General features: G+C 47.3%; 19 protein-coding genes and 1 tRNA gene. 10 read left to right on the top strand and 10 right to left on the bottom strand.

Going from position 1 to position 20,494, the window contains the following annotated elements; translation table 11 throughout:
• Positions 1-311 precede the first annotated feature (311 nt).
• On the bottom strand, positions 312-1,478 hold the full coding sequence (locus QN395_RS02495) for a Do family serine endopeptidase (RefSeq protein WP_322121102.1): 1,167 nt from the start codon (positions 1,476-1,478) through the stop codon (positions 312-314).
• A gap of 50 nt (positions 1,479-1,528) precedes the next feature.
• On the opposite strand from QN395_RS02495, the gene QN395_RS02490 reads away from it, so the two are divergent.
• On the top strand, positions 1,529-2,281 hold the full coding sequence (locus QN395_RS02490; protein ID WP_322121678.1) for a Nif3-like dinuclear metal center hexameric protein: 753 nt from the start codon (positions 1,529-1,531) through the stop codon (positions 2,279-2,281).
• Between the two features lie 79 nt (positions 2,282-2,360).
• Here the strand turns inward: QN395_RS02490 and mscL are convergent, their stop codons facing one another.
• Positions 2,361-2,780 (bottom strand): large conductance mechanosensitive channel protein MscL, encoded by a 420-nt coding sequence (gene mscL, locus QN395_RS02485; protein WP_322121103.1) that lies wholly within the window; start codon positions 2,778-2,780, stop codon positions 2,361-2,363.
• A 292-nt stretch (positions 2,781-3,072) separates the two neighbouring features.
• On the opposite strand from mscL, the gene petA reads away from it, so the two are divergent.
• The 6 genes from petA (at position 3,073) to QN395_RS02455 (ending at position 7,506) form a co-directional block, all read left to right on the top strand.
• Positions 3,073-3,687: a ubiquinol-cytochrome c reductase iron-sulfur subunit gene (gene petA / locus QN395_RS02480; RefSeq protein WP_322121104.1), complete on the top strand. Its 615-nt coding sequence runs from the start codon at positions 3,073-3,075 to the stop codon at positions 3,685-3,687.
• The gene (locus tag QN395_RS02475; RefSeq protein WP_322121679.1) at positions 3,687-5,099 is read left to right on the top strand and encodes a cytochrome bc complex cytochrome b subunit; all 1,413 of its coding nucleotides are present in this window, start codon (positions 3,687-3,689) and stop codon (positions 5,097-5,099) included. Before petA ends, QN395_RS02475 begins: the two co-directional genes overlap by 1 nt.
• A gap of 61 nt (positions 5,100-5,160) precedes the next feature.
• A complete protein-coding gene (locus QN395_RS02470; protein ID WP_322121105.1) occupies positions 5,161-5,925 on the top strand; it encodes a cytochrome c1 in 765 nt (254 codons plus the stop codon).
• 176 nt (positions 5,926-6,101) lie between these two features.
• Positions 6,102-6,713 carry a glutathione S-transferase N-terminal domain-containing protein gene (locus tag QN395_RS02465; protein ID WP_262838127.1) on the top strand — a complete coding sequence of 204 codons (612 nt, stop codon included), beginning with the start codon at positions 6,102-6,104 and terminating at the stop codon, positions 6,711-6,713.
• A 135-nt stretch (positions 6,714-6,848) separates the two neighbouring features.
• Positions 6,849-7,376, top strand: coding sequence for a ClpXP protease specificity-enhancing factor (locus QN395_RS02460; RefSeq protein ID WP_322121106.1), 528 nt, complete (start codon positions 6,849-6,851; stop codon positions 7,374-7,376).
• Positions 7,377-7,430: 54 nt separating this feature from the next.
• A tRNA-Thr gene (locus tag QN395_RS02455) sits at positions 7,431-7,506 on the top strand.
• Positions 7,507-7,777: 271 nt separating this feature from the next.
• Here the strand turns inward: QN395_RS02455 and QN395_RS02450 are convergent.
• A complete protein-coding gene (locus QN395_RS02450) occupies positions 7,778-10,075 on the bottom strand; it encodes an HYR domain-containing protein (protein WP_322121107.1) in 2,298 nt (765 codons plus the stop codon).
• A gap of 75 nt (positions 10,076-10,150) precedes the next feature.
• Here QN395_RS02450 and QN395_RS02445 point away from each other — a divergent pair, with 75 nt between their 5' ends.
• Positions 10,151-10,318: a hypothetical protein gene (locus QN395_RS02445; RefSeq protein WP_322121108.1), complete on the top strand. Its 168-nt coding sequence runs from the start codon at positions 10,151-10,153 to the stop codon at positions 10,316-10,318.
• A 101-nt stretch (positions 10,319-10,419) separates the two neighbouring features.
• Here the strand turns inward: QN395_RS02445 and QN395_RS02440 are convergent, their stop codons facing one another.
• From QN395_RS02440 to QN395_RS02430, 3 genes are all read right to left on the bottom strand, one after another.
• The gene (locus QN395_RS02440) at positions 10,420-11,007 is read right to left on the bottom strand and encodes a UbiX family flavin prenyltransferase (protein WP_322121109.1); all 588 of its coding nucleotides are present in this window, start codon (positions 11,005-11,007) and stop codon (positions 10,420-10,422) included.
• A 28-nt stretch (positions 11,008-11,035) separates the two neighbouring features.
• Positions 11,036-11,347: a Grx4 family monothiol glutaredoxin gene (gene grxD, locus QN395_RS02435; RefSeq protein ID WP_322121110.1), complete on the bottom strand. Its 312-nt coding sequence runs from the start codon at positions 11,345-11,347 to the stop codon at positions 11,036-11,038.
• A gap of 287 nt (positions 11,348-11,634) precedes the next feature.
• On the bottom strand, positions 11,635-13,992 hold the full coding sequence (locus QN395_RS02430) for a Tex family protein (protein ID WP_322121111.1): 2,358 nt from the start codon (positions 13,990-13,992) through the stop codon (positions 11,635-11,637).
• Between the two features lie 736 nt (positions 13,993-14,728).
• On the opposite strand from QN395_RS02430, the gene QN395_RS02425 reads away from it, so the two are divergent.
• Positions 14,729-15,418, top strand: coding sequence for a response regulator transcription factor (locus QN395_RS02425; RefSeq protein WP_322121112.1), 690 nt, complete (start codon positions 14,729-14,731; stop codon positions 15,416-15,418).
• 3 nt (positions 15,419-15,421) lie between these two features.
• Positions 15,422-16,729, top strand: coding sequence for an ATP-binding protein (locus tag QN395_RS02420; protein WP_322121113.1), 1,308 nt, complete (start codon positions 15,422-15,424; stop codon positions 16,727-16,729).
• Between the two features lie 42 nt (positions 16,730-16,771).
• Here QN395_RS02420 and prmC read toward each other — a convergent pair whose 3' ends face one another.
• The 4 genes from prmC to prfA all read right to left on the bottom strand — a co-directional run bounded on the left by prmC (position 16,772) and on the right by prfA (position 20,423).
• Entirely contained in the window at positions 16,772-17,602 is an 831-nt protein-coding gene (gene prmC / locus QN395_RS02415; protein WP_323491948.1) for a peptide chain release factor N(5)-glutamine methyltransferase, read from the bottom strand.
• Positions 17,603-17,764: 162 nt separating this feature from the next.
• Positions 17,765-18,274, bottom strand: coding sequence for a disulfide bond formation protein B (locus QN395_RS02410; protein ID WP_322121115.1), 510 nt, complete (start codon positions 18,272-18,274; stop codon positions 17,765-17,767).
• Positions 18,275-18,491: 217 nt separating this feature from the next.
• Positions 18,492-19,142 (bottom strand): C40 family peptidase, encoded by a 651-nt coding sequence (locus QN395_RS02405; RefSeq protein WP_323491949.1) that lies wholly within the window; start codon positions 19,140-19,142, stop codon positions 18,492-18,494.
• Positions 19,143-19,337: 195 nt separating this feature from the next.
• Positions 19,338-20,423, bottom strand: coding sequence for a peptide chain release factor 1 (prfA, locus tag QN395_RS02400; protein ID WP_323491950.1), 1,086 nt, complete (start codon positions 20,421-20,423; stop codon positions 19,338-19,340).
• Between the last annotated feature and the right edge of the window lie 71 nt (positions 20,424-20,494).

Below are 20,494 nucleotides of genomic sequence, written 5' to 3'. Positions count from 1 at the left end.
GCGTCTTTTAAGTGCTGGTGAACCATGTATTAAATGGATATTTTTTATTGTGTAGTGCAGGGATGTAAAGCAAACCCCATGCATTGTTTAAACAATTGAATTGATCAAAATTAGCGCCAATTTCAATATACTCCCCCTCATTTTTATAAAAAATGCCGTATTGTCCAGTAATTGATTGGACAATTAAATATACATGATGGGAGTATATTAAATGCTCACTAGCAGGCTGATTATGCATTCCAGATAAAATATCGGCTAAATCATACTAGCGCAGCAGCATATTAACTTTTTTCATGAGTGCGATGAGTCGCTTATTCTTCTCGTTTCAGAACCGGGCGCTTGCCTATAAATACTTCAAACGTTGATTCAGCTGTATTGCGTAAAACGGCAATTTTAGCTTTTTGGTTGGGTGGCAATTGCGCAATCAGATTCAGCATTTCGGTAGTGTCGGCGACTGGTTTACCTTCAATTGCCAGCAAAATATCACCCGGCTTGATGCCTGCTTTATCCGCTGGTCCACCACGAATTACGCCCGCAATAATCGCCCCAGATTTTTGTTTGATACCAAAACTTTCTGCCAGTTCTGGCGTGATATCTTGCGGTTCTACGCCGATCCAGCCGCGCACGACTTGCCCATTTTTGATGATTGATTCCATCACCGTTTTGATGGTTGTTACAGGAATTGCAAAGCCTATCCCCAGCGAGCCGCCGCTGCGGGAATAGATCGCAGTATTAATTCCTAATAAGTTGCCGTTGACATCGACCAATGCGCCGCCCGAGTTGCCGGGATTGATGGCAGCATCGGTCTGGATAAAATTTTCAAAGGTATTGATGTCAAGGTGGTTGCGCCCCAGCGCAGAGATAATCCCCATCGTTACTGTTTGTCCAACGCCAAACGGATTGCCAATCGCCAGCACCACATCACCGACGCTGGATTGTTCAGGATGTCCTAATGTGATTGCAGGCAAATCCGGCAAATCAATTTTAATCACAGCCAAATCGGTCTCTGGATCGGTGCCGATGACTTTGGCAATCGATTTGCGCCCATCGGCTAACACGATATCAATTTCTTCAGCAGCTTCAACCACATGGTTGTTGGTCAGGATATATCCCTCTGGACTGAGAATGACGCCAGAGCCAAGGCTGACTTGTTTTTCCGCTTGTTGATTTTGCTGGTCGCCAAAAAAGCGCTTAAGGAATGGGTCGTTTAGCAAGGGATTGTTGGTCTGCTTCGCCTCTTTTGAAGTGTAAATATTGACCACCGATGGCATCGCGCGCTTGGCCGCATTGCGATACGAACTTTGGCTGGCGACCGAATTAACGGGCGCTTCTTGCAACGTGACTGTGGACGCCATGCGCAGGCTTTGATTGCCGCTGAACCCCTTGTTTGCCCATTCTGGTTTTAAGGTGGTTACAATAAACCAGAGTGCTAAAGCCACCGTAATGGTTTGCGCAAATAAGAGCCAGAGACGTCGCATAGAGGAACCAGAAAAAAATGAATCAAGTGAAAATGACACAGCCGCAATCAGTGACGAGAGCAAAGCTATCGGACTATTTGGCAGAAGAGCTACAGATTAACCGCTTTCGTGATTATTGCCCAAATGGCGTACAGGTGGAAGGGCGTGAACAGATAAAACGTATCGTGACCGGGGTCACGGCCAGTTTGGCGTTGCTGGAAAAAGCGGTTCATTTACAAGCCGATGCGATCTTGGTACACCACGGCTATTTTTGGCGCGGCGAAGACATGCGAGTCATCGGGCAAAAGCACAAGAGGTTAAAGCTGTTGCTAGAGCATGATATTTCTTTGTTCGCCTACCATTTGCCGTTGGACATGCATGCTCAGCTCGGTAATAACGCACAACTGGCGCAGCGATTGGGCTTGTTACCAAAAGCGCGATTTGGTGAGGATGATCTGGGCTGGATCGGCATCGCTGAGGATGCCTCTCTGCGTAGCGTCGGACAACTGGCCGCACAAATTGAAGCACGATTGGGTCGCAAGCCTTTGTTGATTGGTGATCCAGAGCAGCTAGTCGCTAAGATCGCATGGTGTACCGGCGCAGCGCAAAACATGCTGGATCAGGCGATCAGTGCTGGTGCCAGTGTGTATTTAAGCGGAGAAATTTCTGAACCCACCGTGCATCTGGCACGTGAGTCTGGTGTGGCTTATCTGGCATGCGGACATCATGCGACTGAACGATACGGCATACAGGCTTTGGGACAACATCTGGCTGAGAAGTTTGGGTTAGCGCATCATTTTGTCGATATCGATAATCCAGTTTGATATAAAAAAGCCGCTAATTCTTAAAGTTGCTTTGAAATTAGCGGCTTTTTTTATGTTTAAATTTTGCCGCAAGTGCGTGTTACTTTTTTAAGGCATCACGAATTTCACGCAGCAAAATTACATCTTCAGGTGTCACCGGCGCTGCGGCTGGTGCCGCTGGCTCGTCTTTTTTCATCTTGTTGAACATTCTTACCATTTGAAAAATCAGAAAAGCCAGAATAACAAAGTTAAGTGCAATCGTGATGAAATTACCGTATGCCAGTACGGCACCAGCTTTTTTTGCTTCTACCAAGGTAAGGCCGCTAGCCTGACCATTTAACGCTACATAGTAGTTGGAAAAATCTAAACCACCGAAAATTTTACCGACAACAGGCATCACAATATCAGCTACCAAAGAGTCAACAATCTTGCCAAACGCTGCACCAATGATGACGCCGACCGCTAAATCAACCACATTGCCTTTGCTGGCAAAACTCTTAAATTCTTGCATCATGCTCATGTTGACTCCCAGGTTATGTATGACAAAGCAGCAATATTTTAATCCGCAAAGGCAAATTACATGATGGTTTATTTGTCAAACTTTGTGTCGATTACTTTGAGCATTTTCTGCTTGATAGGAAATAATAAACGGAAAGCATCAAAATAACCGACAAAACTGAAAAAAAGCGCCGCAGTTTGAACCTATAAACAACTTTTGCTTTAAAACCACTCTCGGCTCCTTTATAATTTAAGGTTGCTAGAAGTAGGTTTATGCTTCGACAAGTTTTGATTTTTGACAGATTGGGGTTGGTATGAGTATTGAAAAGCAGGTCGATTCTGGCCGCCGCGGCTTACTCGTCGCCACGTGCGCGGCGGGTGGTGTTGCAGGTTTAGCAACGGCAGGTGCGCTAGTCAGCACTTTTCAGCCGTCTGAACGTGCTAAGGCGGCAGGTGCGCCGGTAGAAGTAGATATTTCGACTTTAAATCCGGGTGAGATGAGAACAGTAGAATGGCGCGGTAAGCCAGTTTGGATACTCAAGCGCACGCCGGAAATGATGGCGAGTCTTACTAGCACTGAAGACAAGGTTGCCGATCCAAAATCGTTGAAGCCTTACACGATGGAATTACCTGACTATTGCGATAAACAGAGCCGCTCCCGTAAAGAGCATGCAGATGTGTTGATTGCAGTCGGTATTTGTTCTCACCTTGGTTGTTCCCCAAGTTCTAAATTTCAGGCTGGTGCACAGCCATCTTTACCGGATGACTGGGCAGGTGGTTTCTTGTGCCCATGCCACGGTTCGACTTTCGACCTAGCTGGTCGTGTTTTCAAAAACAAACCAGCTCCGCAAAATCTGGACGTGCCACGCCATATGTATTTGTCGGACACTAAAATTGTCATCGGTAAAGATCAGAAAGGCGAGGCTTAATCATGGCTTTTGTTGAAAAGAAGCTGCCAGCAGATGCACCTATTGCTGCTAAGGCGCTGAATTGGGTAGATTCCCGTTTTCCGTTGACTAAGCTATGGAATGATCAATGGGGTCAATACTACGCACCGAAGAACTTTAACTTTTGGTACATCTTCGGTTCTCTGGCAATGTTGGTGCTGGTGATACAGATTGTCACTGGTATTTTCTTAGTCATGCATTACAAGCCTGATGCTAACCTAGCGTTTGCCTCCGTTGAGTACATTATGCGCGAGGTACCTGCTGGCTGGTTTGTGCGATATGCACATTCAACTGGTGCGTCTGCATTCTTCATTATTATTTATCTTCATATGACACGTGCGCTGATGTACGGTTCATACCGTAAGCCACGCGAATTGATCTGGTTGTTCGGTTTCGCAATTTTCCTGTGTTTGATGGCAGAAGCCTTCTTTGGTTACTTGCTGCCTTGGGGACAAATGTCGTACTGGGGCGCACAAGTTATTGTTAACTTATTCGGTGCAATTCCTTTTATTGGTCCTGATCTGTCTCTATGGATACGTGGTGATTATGTGGTGTCTGATGCGACGCTGAATCGCTTCTTCTCGTTCCACGTGATTGCGATTCCTCTGGTCTTGTTGGGATTGGTTGCAGCGCATTTAATCGCTTTGCACGAAGTCGGATCGAATAATCCTGATGGCATTGAAATTAAAGACAATATCGGTGCAGATGGACATCCAGTTGATGGTATTCCTTCCCATCCTTATTACACTTTCCATGATATTTTTGGTGTCACCGTATTCTTAACAATTTTCAGCGCGGTTATATTCTTTGCGCCGGAAATGGGCGGTTACTTCCTTGAATACAATAATTTTATTCCTGCCGATTCACTGAAAACACCTTCACATATCGCGCCGACCTGGTATTTCACGCCGTTTTATTCCATTTTGCGTGCTACTACTTCTGAGTTTTTATATGTGGTACAAGCTGGTGTCGTTGCCTATGTCGCTTTGATTTTCCTGACAACCAGATTGCCGCAATTGATTAAGATTGCGATTGCTGCGGTAGGCTTGTTAGCTATCATCGGTATGATGCCTTTTGGTCTGGACGCAAAATTCTGGGGCGTTGTACTGTTTGGCGGTTCCGTAATGATACTGGGTGGTTTGCCTTGGTTGGATCTGTCTCCAGTTAAGTCGATTCGTTATCGTCCAGAGTGGCACAAATATGTCTATATCGTATTTGGTATTGCTTTTGTCGCCTTAGGTTATTTGGGTGTTCAGCCGCCGTCGCCAACGTTTGAGCGTATTTCACAAGTATGTGCAGTTCTTTACTTTTCGTTCTTCTTGCTGATGCCTTGGTGGAGCACGATGGGTACATTTAAGACTCCGCCTAAACGCGTTACTTTTGCTGCGCACTAGGCACTCAGCGCGACTAAATGTGATGTTATGCACCCAAGTAAGCGTCAAAGGAATTAAAAGCATGAAATTATTTAAAAAATTAATCGCAACTTTGGCTTTTGTTCCAGCCTTGGCTCTGGCGAATGAAGGCGGCTATCCATTAGATCAGGCACCAGATCGTTCAACCGATATGGCCGCCTTACAACATGGTGCTAAATTATTCGTCAACTATTGCTTGAACTGCCATTCAGCGTCAGCAATGCGTTATAACCGCCTGAAAGACATCGGTCTGACAGATGATCAAATCAAAGCAAATTTGCTGTTCACTGGCGAAAAAGTGGGTGATTTGATGAAAACGACTTTGACTGCAAAAGATGCCAAAGCCTGGTTCGGTGCAGTTCCGCCGGATTTGTCAGTAATAGCTCGTGCCAAAGCATCTGGCGCAGGTTCTGGTGCTGATTGGATTTACACTTATCTGCGTACTTATTACAAAGATGAGACTCGTCCAACCGGCTGGAATAATATGGTGTTCCCAAATGTTGGTATGCCACATGTACTGTGGGAGCTGCAAGGTGTTCGTACAGCTAAATTTGTGGAAGAAAAAGATGAGCATGACGCATCCAAATCTGTGCATAAATTTGAAGGTTTTGAAACAGTTACTGCAGGTACTCTGACCGGACCTGAGTACGACATAGCAGTGGCAGACTTGGTTGGATATCTTCAATGGATGGGTGAGCCTGCACAAAAAACACGTACCAAACTCGGCGTATGGGTTTTGATGTTCCTCGCAGGATTGAGTTTCTTGGCATGGCGCTTAAATGCATCATTCTGGAAAGAAGTTAAGTAATTTTGGTAATTTAGTCGTCTGTAAAAAGAAGTTTTAGTTGGTGTTGTAGCTCAGGTTTTAGCTCAGTCTTAATCTAGGTTTTTAGTGTCGCTTGAACTTTTTTAGCAGATGTGTCATCCCAGGGTGAGGTGCGCAAATTGGTGCCTCGCCCTAATCGTTTTTAAGGAACTATAAAAATGATGGTTCTCTACTCGGGCACAACTTGCCCATTCTCTCAGCGTTGCCGTTTGGTGTTGTTTGAAAAAGGTATGGATTTTGAAATTCGTGATGTTGATTTATTCAACAAACCGGAAGATATTTCCACGATGAATCCTTACGGGCAAGTGCCAATTCTGGTTGAGCGCGAATTGATTTTGTATGAATCAAATATCATCAATGAATATATTGATGAGCGTTTCCCACATCCGCAACTGATGCCGGCTGATCCATTGCAACGTGCCCGTGCTCGTTTGATGTTGTTCAATTTTGAAAAAGAATTGTTCATTCATGTGCATACATTGGAAAACGATAAATCGACTTCCTCTGCCAAAGTACAAGATAAAGCACGTGCAGAAATTCGTGATCGCCTGACGCAACTGGCACCATTGTTTATTAAGAATAAATACATGCTCGGTGATGAATTCTCTATGCTGGATGTTGCTGTTGCACCTTTACTGTGGCGTCTGGATCATTATGGTATTGAGTTGTCAAAAACGGCTGCGCCTCTGATGAAATATGCTGAACGTATTTTCTCTCGCCCAGCCTATATTGAAGCGTTGACACCATCCGAAAAAGTGATGCGTCGTTAATCGTTTAAATAAGTATTCACAGTCAGTATTAATGCGCTGCAAAACAAGGCTGACGAGATCCAATCAAGTCAGCCTTGTCGTTTATAGAATCACAGTCTATTCTTCAGTCACTTATCGTTCAGGAAATTTTCAAGCATGTCAGAAACGTCTACTAAACCTTATTTCATGCGTGCCATTTATGAATGGTGTACTGATAATGGCTATACTCCATACATGGCAGTCAAAGTGAATGCCGCATCGCGGGTTCCTATGGAGTTTGTGCGTAATGGAGAGATTGTTCTTAACATCAGTTTTGGCGCGACTAGTGGGCTTAAGATGGACAACGAGGCTGTTACTTTTAAAGCGCGCTTCGGCGGAATTTCACGCGACATCTATGTTCCTGTTGAAAACGTACAAGCCGTCTATGCCAGTGAAAACGGTCAGGGTATGGCGTTTGAAGTGGATTTATCCGAGGCTTTGCAACAGCAATCAGAATCAGGTCCTGTCTTAAGTAAAGCACCAGCTAGTGCGCTGCATGCGACATCCAGTAGCAAACCAGTGCTTGGCTTGGCTGCGGTGAATACAAAAGCAGAAAATAATGCGTCTGCTTCAGCGCCTAAATCAGAAAGTCCGCAAGAGCCACAAAAAAAATCAGAAAAACCCTCGCTTAAAATAATAAAATAGCCTATAATTTCGTTCTTCGAGATTGATTGCAAAATTAATTTTTGAAATAGTTTCGCCGACTTAGCTCATTTGGTAGAGCAGTTGACTTGTAATCATCAGGTGGCCAGTTCGATTCCGGCAGTCGGCACCAAAAAGCAAAGCCCTACGTGAATTTCACGTAGGGCTTTTGTGTTTCTAGCAGAACCAAATTTCATAATTGCTTATGTTCGTTAAAGTTTCCCGCTTTCTGAAGTTACCTAAGTTTTGTTGATATAAGACCTCGCGGCAGCTTTGCCAAAACAGGTAATAAATCACAGTAAGAAAATCATACAGAAAAGCAGCATCTTTAATAAAAAAAAGATGCTGCTTTTTCATTTAAAACATCATTTTCCATTAAGAACTAAGGATAGAAAATGACGACTTTATGGCTGTATAGTAAGTACTGCTGCGGGAGTTGTAACAACCAATCCAGTGTTAGTAATTGCAATACCTTTTGGTCGCCAGATGTTAGCTGGCAACTGCCCAAGGCGGATGCCGACATCGCCAGTTGTGCCTACTATAGTGCTACTTACTCCAGATGGTATTATTTTATTAACGCTATTCTTAGTGGGATCGGCTAGAAATACGTTCCCTGAAGAATCGACGGCAATTCCAGCAGCGGTAGTAATGCTCGATAGACTAGAAATAGTTCCTGTCGGCGATATCTTAAAGATCCCACTACCGGTGCCACCAAAACCAGTCATACCAGGTGCAGCAGTTGTGGTTAGGTACAAATTATTGCTGACATCGATTGCTAGCTCGAAAGGCGTTTGATAAAAGTTTGAAGATGCTACGCGATCAACAAACGTACTGGTGACGCCATTTGAAGTAATTTTGAATATTGTTTGATTGTATCTATCCGCGACAAATAGGTTACCGCTACTATCCACAGCAATACCCTCAGGTGCGTTGAATGGGGGGTCGCATCTGCTGCTACCAATGTACTGGCTAAGTGTTCCCGCAAAAATACTCACTTCACCTGCTGCTGTGATTTTCCTCACCGTGCAGTTCGAATACTGATCAAAAGCGCCGTATGGTGCGCCGCCAGGAGTGAAGCTATAATCAGTGACGTATAAATTGCCACGATTGTCTATGGCGATGGACCTTGGGCCAGAGAATCTGGCTGAGGTACCGGTACCATTGACGGTTCCTTTAAGGCCAGCAGAGCCTGCAAATGTGCTCACTACTCCACCCGGGGTGATTTTACGAATGGTGTAATTTTGTGTATCGGCTACATAAATATTGCCACTAGCGTCGACCGCCGCGCCGCCGCCAGTGTCGGCGGTGTAGCTTGGCGAGAAGCTGAAGTTAAATTGTGCGGCACTACCAACCCCATCAGCGTAGCCTCTGACTTCTGCCGCCCCGGCCAACACGGTGGCCGCACCCGCAGGACTAATTTTGCTAATCGTCCCTGATTGCTGGTTCGCAAAAATGATATTGCCCGTTGCATCTACTGAGATGCCGTAAGATCTAGAGTCATTGCTCGGCACAGACACAGAACTGGCAATGCCGGTTGGTGTGATTTTAAGAATCGTATTCAGGTTAGAGGAATCTCTAGCTATCGTGTATAAATTACCCGTGCTATCAGCGGTTATACCCACGTAGATAACATCGGTATTTGTAATATTCGTATAGCTTAAGTTCATTGTTGTCACTATCGCATCATATGTTATCTTACGGATTGTAGTAGCGTACCCTGATGCGGCAACATAAAGTGTTCCGTTTTGATCTATCGTTAATGCTCCAACATCATAAAATCGCGCAGCAGAACCCGTGCCGTCAATACCGCCTGCGGCTTTAGCCTTGCCCGCAAAGGTAGATATCGTGCCGTCGGATGCTATTTTGAGAATAGTATTGAAGCCGTAATTGGCGACATACAGTGAGCCGCTTTTATCTACCGCGATGCCTCGTAATTCCCCGATAGACGTCAACGCAGTATCACCAGCAGCTGCACGTAACACTAAGGTAGTCACAACCCCAGTGGATGAGATCTTTCTGATCAGTTGATTTTCTGTGACATATAAGTTGCCGTTGCTATCAACCGTAATTCCCGATAGCGTACTGAAATTGAATTTCGCGCTAGCGCCAGTGCCGTCGACACTTCCGGCGCTACCTTTGGTACCCGCCAATGTGCTCACCACGCCAGACGGCGTGATTTTGCGTATCGTATAGTTATCAATGACATACACATTGCCGCTAGCATCTTGCGCAACGCCGCTTGGATCATTGAAGCGCGCCGCTTGACCAATGCCATCCAGATTTCCAAGACCGCCTATGCTACCAGCCAACAGCGATTGCACAGCTGTCGCTATGGTTACTGTGGATGTCGCCGTGCCAGCGTTGCCGGCAGCATCTTTAGCGGTGAAGGTAACGATGGTGTCACCAATTGGAAAGCTGCTCGGCGCATTATTAGTAATTGCACCGACCACGCTGATATTGTCAGTCGCTTTGGCGCCGGATAAAAACGCTGCGAGACGCACATCAGCAGAAGAAATTGCAGTCTCCCCCAAGGCAAGTTTGATGGTCGTTGCCGATGGCGCTACGACGACAGGCGCAATCGTATCCTGGTTACTGGTAGCGCCCCCGGAAGTGCTGCTACTGCTGCTGCCACCACCGCAAGCTGCCAACCCTACTACTAGCGCGACGCTTGTGACTGCAAATTTTAAAAAATGGATGTTCATTTATTTGCTCTTTGCTAAAAGTGTTTGATACATGGAAGTTGAACATCCCAATTGGTCGATTCCGAGTGCGGTACTTTGAACCCAGATTTTCCATTAGACCGCTACAGCGACAATTGCACCTTTGCCGAACTGCCTGGCGTTGTTGCTCCTCCTAGCAAGATGCAGCTTGCGTCGTCGTCGCGTCTACCCAGTCAGTCCGCCAAAGGCACACTTGTCGCTGTTCCAATGGAAAATCTGGGTTGAAGTCAAGTTATAGAGCATTAACTTGAAATTTCGTTTTCATTATACCAACACTAATTTCATTTTAATAAGGATTTCAAACGAGTATCAGGTTGAGCAGATAATTATTCTGTTCCTGACTTCATGCCGCTCCAGCGGGGTGCCAGTTCGGTCGCTATGCTAAACAGGTCTAATACTCTGGCAGTGGTGTGTTGCACCATCTCGTCAATGCTGGCAGGTTTGTGATAAAAGCTGGGAAGCGGGGGGAAGATGATGCCGCCCATTTCTGTAACGGCAGTCATATTGCGTAAGTGCGCCAGATTGAATGGCGTTTCGCGCACCATCAATACCAACCGGCGGCGTTCTTTGAGGACGACATCGGCAGCGCGGGTGATCAGATTATCTGCCATGCCGTGGGCGACGGAGGCCAGAGTTTTCATCGAGCATGGTGCGATGACCATGCCGTCCGATTGAAACGAACCGCTAGCGATGCTAGCACCCACGTCACGCACGTTATGCACAACATCTGCCAGTGCTTCAACGTCTTTGCGGCGCATTTCTAATTCTTGATGCAGCGTCAATGTGCCGGCTTCAGAAATCAGTAGGTGGCTCTCTATCTGCGGCAAGTCGCGGATAGCTTGTAGCAAACGCACGCCATACACCGCGCCTGTGGCGCCAGTGATGGCGATAATCAGGCGTTGGGGTGTTGGCATATTGGGATGATGACGATGCTAAAGTAAATCAGGCTTTGATCAAGGCTTGTAGTTCGCCGTTTTCAAACATCTCATTCATGATGTCGGAGCCGCCGATGAATTCGCCGTTGACGTACAACTGCGGTACGGTTGGCCAGTTAGAAAAATCTTTTATCCCTTGGCGTACCGCTGGGTCTTCTAGTACATTGATCGTGACCAAATTTGTTGCGCCGGAGGTTTTTAGCAATTGGATGGCACGTCCAGAAAAGCCGCACTGTGGAAATTGCGCAGTACCTTTCATGAACAGTACGATAGGGTTTTGGGTTACGGTTTCTTTGATCCAGGCTTGAACGTCGCTCATGGCTATTCCTTGGTTAACAATATGGCGTCATTATAAAGGAAATAGGACTTCCGCAAAAATGCTCTGCCTGTTAGCCCGCGTGGTTTTTTTTATGCTGGATATGTGAGGAACACTTGATCTTGATACGATTTTTTTGATCAGGTAATCGACAAAGGCATACTATGCAAATAAATATACTCCCCTCTTGTATATTTAGATCGTCCTAATAAAGTCTGGACGATCAGCCTATTTTTATAAAAAATAAGGGGAGTATATTGGGCTTTGCCTCAGTTTCTATTTCAGTCTAACTATGAACGCAGCTTGGCAAAAGCGGCCGCCATCGCGCTGCTGCCCGTGCTTGGTGCGGCTGGGGCCGGCGATCGCTGGCGATGCTGATCCAGACGTTTTGCGTCATTACGATCTGCTTTTTGCTCTGGCGTGCTGCCTGGTTGTGGCGCAGAGTCAGTCAGTCGCATGGTCAGCGCAATACGCTTGCGCTTTTCATCGACTTCCAGCACTTTTACTTTGACGACTTGTCCCGCTTTGACGACGGTATGAGGGTCTTTGACAAAGGTGTTGGAGAGTGCAGAAATGTGCACTAATCCATCTTGATGCACGCCAATATCGACAAACGCACCGAATGCTGCGACGTTGGTGACTACACCTTCCAATATCATGTCGGGACGCAGATCGCGGATTTCTTCGACGCCGTCTTTGAAGGTCGCTGTGGTGAATTCAGGGCGAGGATCGCGGCCTGGTTTTTCCAGTTCTTTCAAAATATCGGTAATGGTCGGGATACCGAATTGTTCGTCTGCATATTTTGCCGGATTGAGTGATTTCAGCAAGCGTTCATCACCGATTACACCTGCGACATCTCTCTTGATATCCGCCAGGATTTTTTCCACCAATGGATAGGATTCAGGATGAACTGCTGACGCATCGAGTGGATTATTTCCGCCCATCACGCGCAAGAATCCAGCCGCTTGTTCAAATGTTTTATCACCTAGGCGCGGCACTGACCGCAGATCGGCACGCGAGGTGAACATGCCTTTGGCATCACGATAATTCACGATACTTTGCGCCACTGACGACGACAAACCCGACACACGTGCCAACAACGGTGCAGAGGCTGTATTGACATCGACACCGACCGCATTGACGCAATCTTCCACCACCGCATCGAGCGAACGGGCGAGTTGCGATTGGCCGACATCATGCTGATACTGACCGACGCCTATCGACTTCGGATCGATCTTCACCAGCTCTGCAAGCGGGTCTTGCAAGCGACGCGCAATGGATACCGCGCCACGAATGGATACATCTAAATCCGGTAGTTCTTTCGACGCAAATTCTGACGCGGAATACACCGATGCTCCGGCTTCTGATACCACGATTTTCGTCAGTTTGAGTTCAGGCTTTAGCTTGATTAAATCTTGCGCGAGTTTGTCGGTTTCACGCGACGCAGTGCCGTTACCAATCGAGATTAAAGAGACATTATGTTTCGCCGCCAACTGCGCCAATACATGCAGTGATCCATCCCAATCGTTACGCGGCTGATGCGGATAAATGGTGGCGTATTCCATGACCTTGCCAGTGGCATCAACGATCGCCACTTTGACGCCAGTACGCAGACCGGGATCGAGTCCCATAGTGGCGCGTGGCCCAGCCGGGGCGGCCAGCAACAGGGCTTTTAAATTCAAGGCAAATACGTGAATCGCTTCGACTTCAGCCTTCTCACGCAGATTGCCCATCAATTCGGTTTCCAGATGCATAAATACTTTGACGCGCCAGCTCCAGCGCACCGTGTCGGCTAACCATTTGTCGGCAGGGCGACCGATATTGCTGACGCCAAACTTAGCGGCGATACGGCTTTCACAAGGATTGAGCGGCGCATCCCATTTTGGCTTTTCTTCTTCTGTATCCAGGCGCAAAGTGACCGCCAGCATTTCTTCGCGGCGTCCGCGGAACATCGCTAGGGCGCGGTGTGATGGAATGGTGCCCAAGGTTTCGGAGTAATCGAAATAGTCGGCAAACTTGGCGCCAGCTTCTTCCTTACCTGCGACGACTTTGGATTCGACAATGCCGTGGTCCAGCAGGTATTCGCGGATCGCTTGCAATAAGGACGCATCTTCGGCAAAGCGTTCCATCAGAATCTGGCGTGCACCATCAAGCGCTGCCTTGGTATCGGCCACGCCCGGATTGTCGCCATTGCTGGTGCTGAAGGGCGCTTTTAAATAGGCGGCAGCTTCTTCTTCTGGATTCTTGCCCGGGTCAGCCAGCAAGGCATCGGCCAAATCTTGCAAGCCCGCTTCAATTGCAATCTGTGCCTTGGTGCGGCGCTTGAGTTTGTACGGCAAATATAAATCTTCGAGTCGGGTTTTGTCTTCGGCATGCGTGATTGCATCGAGCAGCACCGGGGTCATCTTGCCTTGTTCTTCAATCGAAGAAATGATCGCAGAGCGACGGTCTTCGAGCTCGCGCAGATAGCGCAGACGCTCTTCTAACAAGCGCAATTGGATATCGTCCAAACCGCCGGTCGCCTCTTTGCGATAACGCGCAATAAAAGGCACGGTCGCGCCTTCATCCAGCAGGGCAATAGCAGCAGCCACTTGTACTGGTTTGGCGGCAAGTTCTAGGGCGAGACGTTGTTCGATGGAAGGCAGCATAAATAATGGTATGAGAGATAAACTCTGAGAATTAAAATCAAGTCGCAGATGATACGCGCTCTGTGTGATTGCACCAGTCTTGACATCACGCTGTAGTCGCAGTAGTCAAGCCGATAATATGAATAATATAGGGAGTATCTAAAAATAATCACGTATTGTCCAATTAAGATATGGACAATTCATTTTTATATTGATATACCTACCCTCAGTATGTGTAGGTTTTATTTTTTGAATGATGGCTATAAGCAAGCGACTTCAAGGTGCGAGCGGGACAAAATCTAGTTTTTTTCTACGCCGGATTGCCGGAAACCGATATTGGATATCGATGATAGTTTGTCCGTGAGGCAAGTATTTGCTGTAAAACTGGGTAAATCATCGTTGCCTAATCCTAGCCGAGTCGGTATTTTAGGTATGATAATCCTACAAAAGGCAGTTGACCGCTTGTCAGTACTTGTCAGTACTAATTAGTATTTGATTCAATTGAATCATTTCAGTGTTTTCAGCGTCACGGTTTTGGTGAGAGCACTACGAACCTGATTGCCCCTTTTTCGGCTCCTCAGCTGCCGTTTTTAGGATAATTCGATGATTTCGTTTAGCGAATTTAGTTTGCCTCGGTACAAGCTGCTCCACACAGGTGGCGATGTGTCCTATCATATTCTTGCCGCCGCCCTAAAAGTCACTCTATAAGCCACTCTGTTAGCCACCTTCAACGCCACGCTTTACAACAAGGTTTTACATGACCCAAGTTTTACTCGCAGATGATGATGTTGAATTAGTTGATATGCTCAAAGAATACCTAGAGCGTGAAGGCTATCTCATTACGACCGTGCATGATGGCGAACGAGCCGTTGCAGAAGCTTTAATGGGGGATTACGCCATTATGGTGCTGGATGTAATGATGCCGCGTATGAACGGGATTGAGGCTTTGCGACGGATTCGTGCAGAAAGTCGTTTGCCCGTCTTGATGTTGACCGCTAAAGGCGATGACGTCGATCGCATTATCGGTCTGGAATTGGGCGCAGATGATTATGTCCCCAAGCCATGCACCCCGCGTGAATTGCTGGCAAGGATTCGTGCGATTTTGCGACGTACACAAGTCGTTGCCGGTACCGAAGCGCAGGCGCATCCGCTGGTCATTGGTTCATTAACGATCTGGCAGGCGCAGCGTCGCGCAGATTGGGATGGCAAGCATCTGGATTTGACCAGTACAGAGTTCAGCTTATTGGAGGTACTGGCAAAAAATGCTGGTCATACCGTCAGCAAAACGGATTTATCAGAACAGGGATTGGGTCGTCCGCTCGCGCGATTTGATCGTAATATCGATGTCCATATCAGCAGCATCCGCCAAAAATTTGGCCCTCTAATTGATGGACGTACGATCATTCAGACCGTCTATCGTCAAGGTTACTTGCTGACTAAGGAGTAGGCGGTGGGGCGTCTGTTCTGGAAGTTTTTCTTTTTTATCTGGCTGGCACAAGTCACGGGTATTGTCGGGATTGGCGTTACTCTATCGCTGCGACATCAAAGCGAACAAGCGATGCTCGCTGCGGGAATTCGTGAACACATGCAATTGCATCTTGAAACTGGCGCTAGTGCTAGTAGTGCTAGTTCCACGACAGAATCGTACGTTCCGCCGAACCCGGATCAGCTGAGAATGTGGCCAGAGCAGGACGACAATTTGCCGCCGCATTTACGTCGCCACCGGCTGCATTCAGCTTATCCACCTGATGGGTTTTCTGCGTTTGTTCCCATGGTGGCCGCCTTAATCGTTAGTCTGTTATTTGCCGCTTTGCTGGCCTGGTACACCTCCAAACCTATTCGTAATTTGCGTTCTGCTTTTCTCTCTTTGGCTGCGGGTAATTTACAAACACGGGTTGGCAGTAGCATGGGACGACGGCGCGATGAGTTGGCTGATCTGGGGCGTGAATTTGACAATATGGCAGAACAGCTTTCCAAATTAATGGAAAGTCAGCGCCGGCTGTTGCACGATGTATCGCACGAGTTGCGTTCACCTCTGGCTCGTTTGCAAGCGGCGATCGGATTAGCGCGCCAACAGCCGGAGCGCGTCGAGGCCACCATGGAGCGGGTAGAGCGCGAAGCGGTAAGGATGGATAAGCTGGTGGGGGAGTTACTCACCTTGTCGCGGATTGAGGCTGGTGTCATGGCTAGCATGGACGCGATTCAGATTGATGAATTGCTGGCGGAAGTGGTGGATAACGCAGGATTTGAGGCAGAGTCCAAACACAAGCAATTGGTTTTTTCGAGTGTCACCTTGGGTGGCAACATTATGCTGCAAGGGCGCTATGAATTGCTGTATCGCGCCCTTGAAAATGTCGTCCGTAATGCAATCAAACATACTGCCAAGCTTGGCATCATTACTTTTGAGGTGCAGTTGTTATCAGCGGACCAGGAGTTATTGATCCGTATATTGGATCAAGGACAAGGCGTACCAGAGGATGAGTTGCAGGCGATTTTTGAGCCTTTTTATCGCGGTAGTAACTCGACCTCTAGTTTAAATACTAGCCTTAGTACAGAGCTCGATAGTAACGTCAATAACAGTACCAACAACAGCCCCAATACCCGGGGTGATGATGGTTATGGCTTGGGCCTAGCCATCGCTCAGCGCGTCATCCTCGCCCATGGTGGTAGTATTTCAGCCTCCAATCGCAAGGACGGCGGATTGTGCGTAGAGATTAGATTATCGCTACGTAATCCTGAGCATCCTGGCAATATCTGAGGATACTTTTGCGGCGGGAGTTACGACTGAATTACCGCTTGCTTACTTCAGGCGACCGCCACTGACGCGATCGATTCCCGATAAATCAAGCCAGCTTTGCACTTCAATGAAACCATGTTGCGTCAATAAATCACGCACTGCTTGCGCTTGGTTATAGCCATGCTCCATCAGCAGCCAGCCTTGAGGGTACAGATGTTCTGCCGCATTCTTGATGATATGCCGATAGTTCGTTAAACCATCTGCATGATCCGTCAAAGCGACAGTCGGCTCGAAGCGCAGGTCGCCCTGACTCAGATGATGATCATCTTTTTGGATATAAGGCGGATTGGCTACGATAGTATGAAAATGCTGACCTGCGAGTGCGCTATACCAGTCACTTTCACAAATATGCATATTCGCGTCAGGAACATTTCTGTCAGCATTTTTTTGTGCTACTGCTACCGCAGCTGCGCTGATATCCGTTGCACTGACATGCGTATCACGCCGTTGATGTGCAATTGCAATCGCGATTGCGCCTGAGCCCGTACCCATATCCAGAACGCGACTATTTTGCGGCGTATGCTGAATTGCCAGCTCGACTAATAATTCTGTATCTGGTCGGGGGATTAAAACATCTGCAGTGATGTGGAAAGGCAGTCCAAAAAATTCTCGCTCACCGATCAGGTAGGCAATTGGCTCACCATCATAACGACGTTGCAGCAGATCGCCGACTTGCTGCGCCTGCGCAGCGGTGAGCTGCATGTCCGACTGGGTGATCAGTTGTATCCGGCTTAAACCTAATGCATGCATCAATAAAATGCGGGTGTCGATCAAATCCAGAGGGCCTGCTTTTTGGCAGTCGGCAAGCGTGATGCCTTCTTTAATCCATTCCATTTTTATGTCCGATTCAGTAAAAAAGTTGCTATAGAAATCGACATGTCGGTATCTGTTCGCTTGCTGCTTGGTGGGTAATATAGTCGAGATTTTTTGTGATATTGCGCTAATGATGTAGATCGTAATTCTAAAACTGGCAAGCCTGTTTTCAATATGAACTAATCACCGCAGACTTCTAAATAAATGGCGCCTTTGCGCTTTACGGTTTTGAATAAGGATAACCAAGAGCGCAATTGAAAAAGTGCCAAACCATACGGCTGACCACGCTGGTATGGATAAACCCAAAATCGGTTCATAAGGTGTTTCGCATATGCCATCCGCTCGGAACATCGTCGGCAGCAGCTTGGCCGGAAAAATCTTATTCAGCGATGTTTCCAGCGGATCGATACCGCAAGTTAATTGCGGATTGGCTAATATCCACACATGGTAAGCAGCAACGCCTAGTCCGAAAGCCGATGCGGTCAGCGCCATTGCACTGGCGAGCCGACGCCCAACATCGGGCAATGCCAGCGCTAGCAGGCAAAACAAGGCGACCATAACAAATGCATAGCGCTGCATTACACACAAAGGGCAGGGCAGCATTTTTTCAACCAGTTGCAGGTATAAGGCGATCCCTAGTAAGGCAATACAAACAGAGGCGATAGAAATTAGTAGTGGTTTTGTAGGATTCATAGTGAGCTGGGTTTGCTTACGTTGCAATCTATGCAAATATAGTAACAACGTGCCATCAATAAAAACAATACGCGCATTGTGTACTGGTTCGTGGAATTACACCACCTGCAAATTAGGATACGTAAAGCTCGATTTGGTTCGGCGACGGGCTTAATAAATTGTAAGCTACGCTTTAACTGATGCTTGATAGATAGCTCTTTGCAACATAAAACATAAATCAAACATCAATCTTGACGACATCAAGTAGTTGATACTGGCTCATAAATTCATCCAGAGTTTGCCTGATCACACCGCGCTCACCATGCGCATGCAAAATGTCTGAGTTGATATAAATGCCGACGTGATGAATGCCACGACCACCGATGCGAGTGCAAAAAACCAGATCATTATTTGTGATATCCGCCAAGGCCTTGCTGATACCTGCACGGCGCTGGTCGTAGGTGTTTTTGGGAATGCATTGATTCAGTACATCTAAAAAATAACGTTGCGTGAGGCCTGAACAATCTACTCCATGAAGTGTGATGCCGCCCCAGATGTAGGGAGTGTTTTGCCATTGCTGAAAGAAGGTTTCTGCAGAAAGTTGCGCTGATTGCGGTAGTACAAACGCGGTCAGCGTCGCATCAACAGCGAGGATGCTTACTGGTAACCAGCCCAGCACCTGATCTGATTTCATGACCAGCGCATGGACGTTATGGAAACCTAAGATACGCACCACTTCGTCCGCTTCCATTTGTGATTGCCGCAAGCTGTCTTTTTCAATCGCGGTCATAGCCTCGTAATCGGCTGCCGGGTGACGAAGCATATCGACCAGACTTAGCGCTTTTGCGTAAGTGTGCGGCAGCCATTGGTCTGGTTCAATTCTGATCATGGTTGATAGCTTTGGCTAAGTGCGCAGAGATTGAATAGAATGATTTTAAAATACTCCATCTGTGTATATTTTAATCGTCCATATATTATTTGGACGTAATGCTATATTTCACTTAATTTATGGGGGAGTATATGTATTTTGGCATTTGTCCCGTGTGAATTCACGTTGAATCTGCCATACCTGCTTTAGCCCATTTTAAATTCCATCAACACCCAAAGCTGCCAGCAATTCTGCCTGATGTTCTGCCACCAGCGCATTGGTCAGCTCCACCAGATCGCCGTCCAAAATAAAGTCTAGTTTGTACAGAGTCAGGTTGATGCGGTGATCGGTCATGCGGCCTTGCGGATAATTATAGGTGCGGATACGTTCACTACGGTCGCCCGAGCCGATCAGGCTCTTACGGGTTGCTGCTTCTTTTGCTTGTTTCGCGCGCATCTGACCGTCCATGATGCGGGTTGCCAGAACGCGCATCGCCTGGGCTTTATTTTGATGCTGGCTGCGACCGTCCTGGCATTCGACTACGATCCCGGTCGGTAAGTGGGTCAGACGCACGGCAGAATCCGTTTTATTAATATGCTGACCACCTGCACCGGAGGCGCGGAAGGTGTCGATACGCAAATCGGCATTATTGATCACGACATCGGCCAGTTCATCTGCCTCTGGCATTACCGCGACGGTACATGCAGAAGTGTGAATGCGACCTTGCGTCTCGGTGGTTGGCACACGTTGTACGCGATGACCGCCGGATTCGAACTTGAGCTTTGAGTAAGCACCAAAACCGGCGATGCGGATGATGACTTCTTTGTAGCCGCCCAGTTCGGACGGGGATTCGGACATCATTTCGATTTGCCAGCGATTGCGTTCAGCAAAACGCGTGTACATGCGCAGCAGGTCACCCGCAAATAACGCCGCCTCATCGCCACCGGTACCGGCGCGAACTTCCAGTAAAATATTACGTTCGTCATTCGGATCTTTTGGCAGAAGCATTTTTTGCAAATCGACTTGCAACTCTTCCATGCGCTGTTTGGCGTCATTGATCTCTTCCTGAGCAAAATCTTTCATCTCAGGATCTGCCATCATTTCTTGCGCCGAATCGATATCGTTTTGTGCTTGCTGATAGTTCTTATACAGCTCCACCAAGGGTTCCAACTCGGCATGCTCACGGGTGAGCTTGCGGTAGTTGTCCATGTCATTGGTGACGCCTTCCTGATTTAATAGTTGACCCACTTCAACCAGGCGTTCTGCCAATTGGTCGAGTTTAGAGAGCATGGATGGTTTCATCGTCTTACCTGTTATTGTGAGTACAGTGAGATTGTCACTATGGGATTATTGCAGATACGCAGTCGTTCTTG

Origin of the sequence: Undibacterium sp. RTI2.2 (genome assembly GCF_035018705.1) — a bacterium.
Classification (GTDB): domain Bacteria; phylum Pseudomonadota; class Gammaproteobacteria; order Burkholderiales; family Burkholderiaceae_D; genus Undibacterium.
This window is presented reverse-complemented; position numbering and strand designations above follow the sequence as displayed.

Bases quoted from the DNA above. Each gene is read 5' to 3' on its own strand.
- QN395_RS02440 (WP_322121109.1), bottom strand. From the start codon at position 11,007: ATGCCAACACCCCAACGCCTGATTATCGCCATCACTGGCGCCACAGGC.
- prmC (WP_323491948.1), bottom strand. From the start codon at position 17,602: ATGGAATGGATTAAAGAAGGCATCACGCTTGCCGACTGCCAAAAAGCA.
- QN395_RS02495 (WP_322121102.1), bottom strand. From the start codon at position 1,478: ATGCGACGTCTCTGGCTCTTATTTGCGCAAACCATTACGGTGGCTTTA.
- prfA (WP_323491950.1), bottom strand. From the start codon at position 20,423: ATGAAACCATCCATGCTCTCTAAACTCGACCAATTGGCAGAACGCCTG.
- mscL (WP_322121103.1), bottom strand. From the start codon at position 2,780: ATGAGCATGATGCAAGAATTTAAGAGTTTTGCCAGCAAAGGCAATGTG.
- QN395_RS02470 (WP_322121105.1), top strand. From the start codon at position 5,161: ATGAAATTATTTAAAAAATTAATCGCAACTTTGGCTTTTGTTCCAGCC.
- QN395_RS02460 (WP_322121106.1), top strand. From the start codon at position 6,849: ATGTCAGAAACGTCTACTAAACCTTATTTCATGCGTGCCATTTATGAA.
- QN395_RS02430 (WP_322121111.1), bottom strand. From the start codon at position 13,992: ATGCTGCCTTCCATCGAACAACGTCTCGCCCTAGAACTTGCCGCCAAA.
- QN395_RS02410 (WP_322121115.1), bottom strand. From the start codon at position 18,274: ATGAATCCTACAAAACCACTACTAATTTCTATCGCCTCTGTTTGTATT.
- QN395_RS02450 (WP_322121107.1), bottom strand. From the start codon at position 10,075: ATGAACATCCATTTTTTAAAATTTGCAGTCACAAGCGTCGCGCTAGTA.
- QN395_RS02405 (WP_323491949.1), bottom strand. From the start codon at position 19,142: ATGATCAGAATTGAACCAGACCAATGGCTGCCGCACACTTACGCAAAA.
- QN395_RS02465 (WP_262838127.1), top strand. From the start codon at position 6,102: ATGATGGTTCTCTACTCGGGCACAACTTGCCCATTCTCTCAGCGTTGC.
- QN395_RS02425 (WP_322121112.1), top strand. From the start codon at position 14,729: ATGACCCAAGTTTTACTCGCAGATGATGATGTTGAATTAGTTGATATG.
- petA (WP_322121104.1), top strand. From the start codon at position 3,073: ATGAGTATTGAAAAGCAGGTCGATTCTGGCCGCCGCGGCTTACTCGTC.
- grxD (WP_322121110.1), bottom strand. From the start codon at position 11,347: ATGAGCGACGTTCAAGCCTGGATCAAAGAAACCGTAACCCAAAACCCT.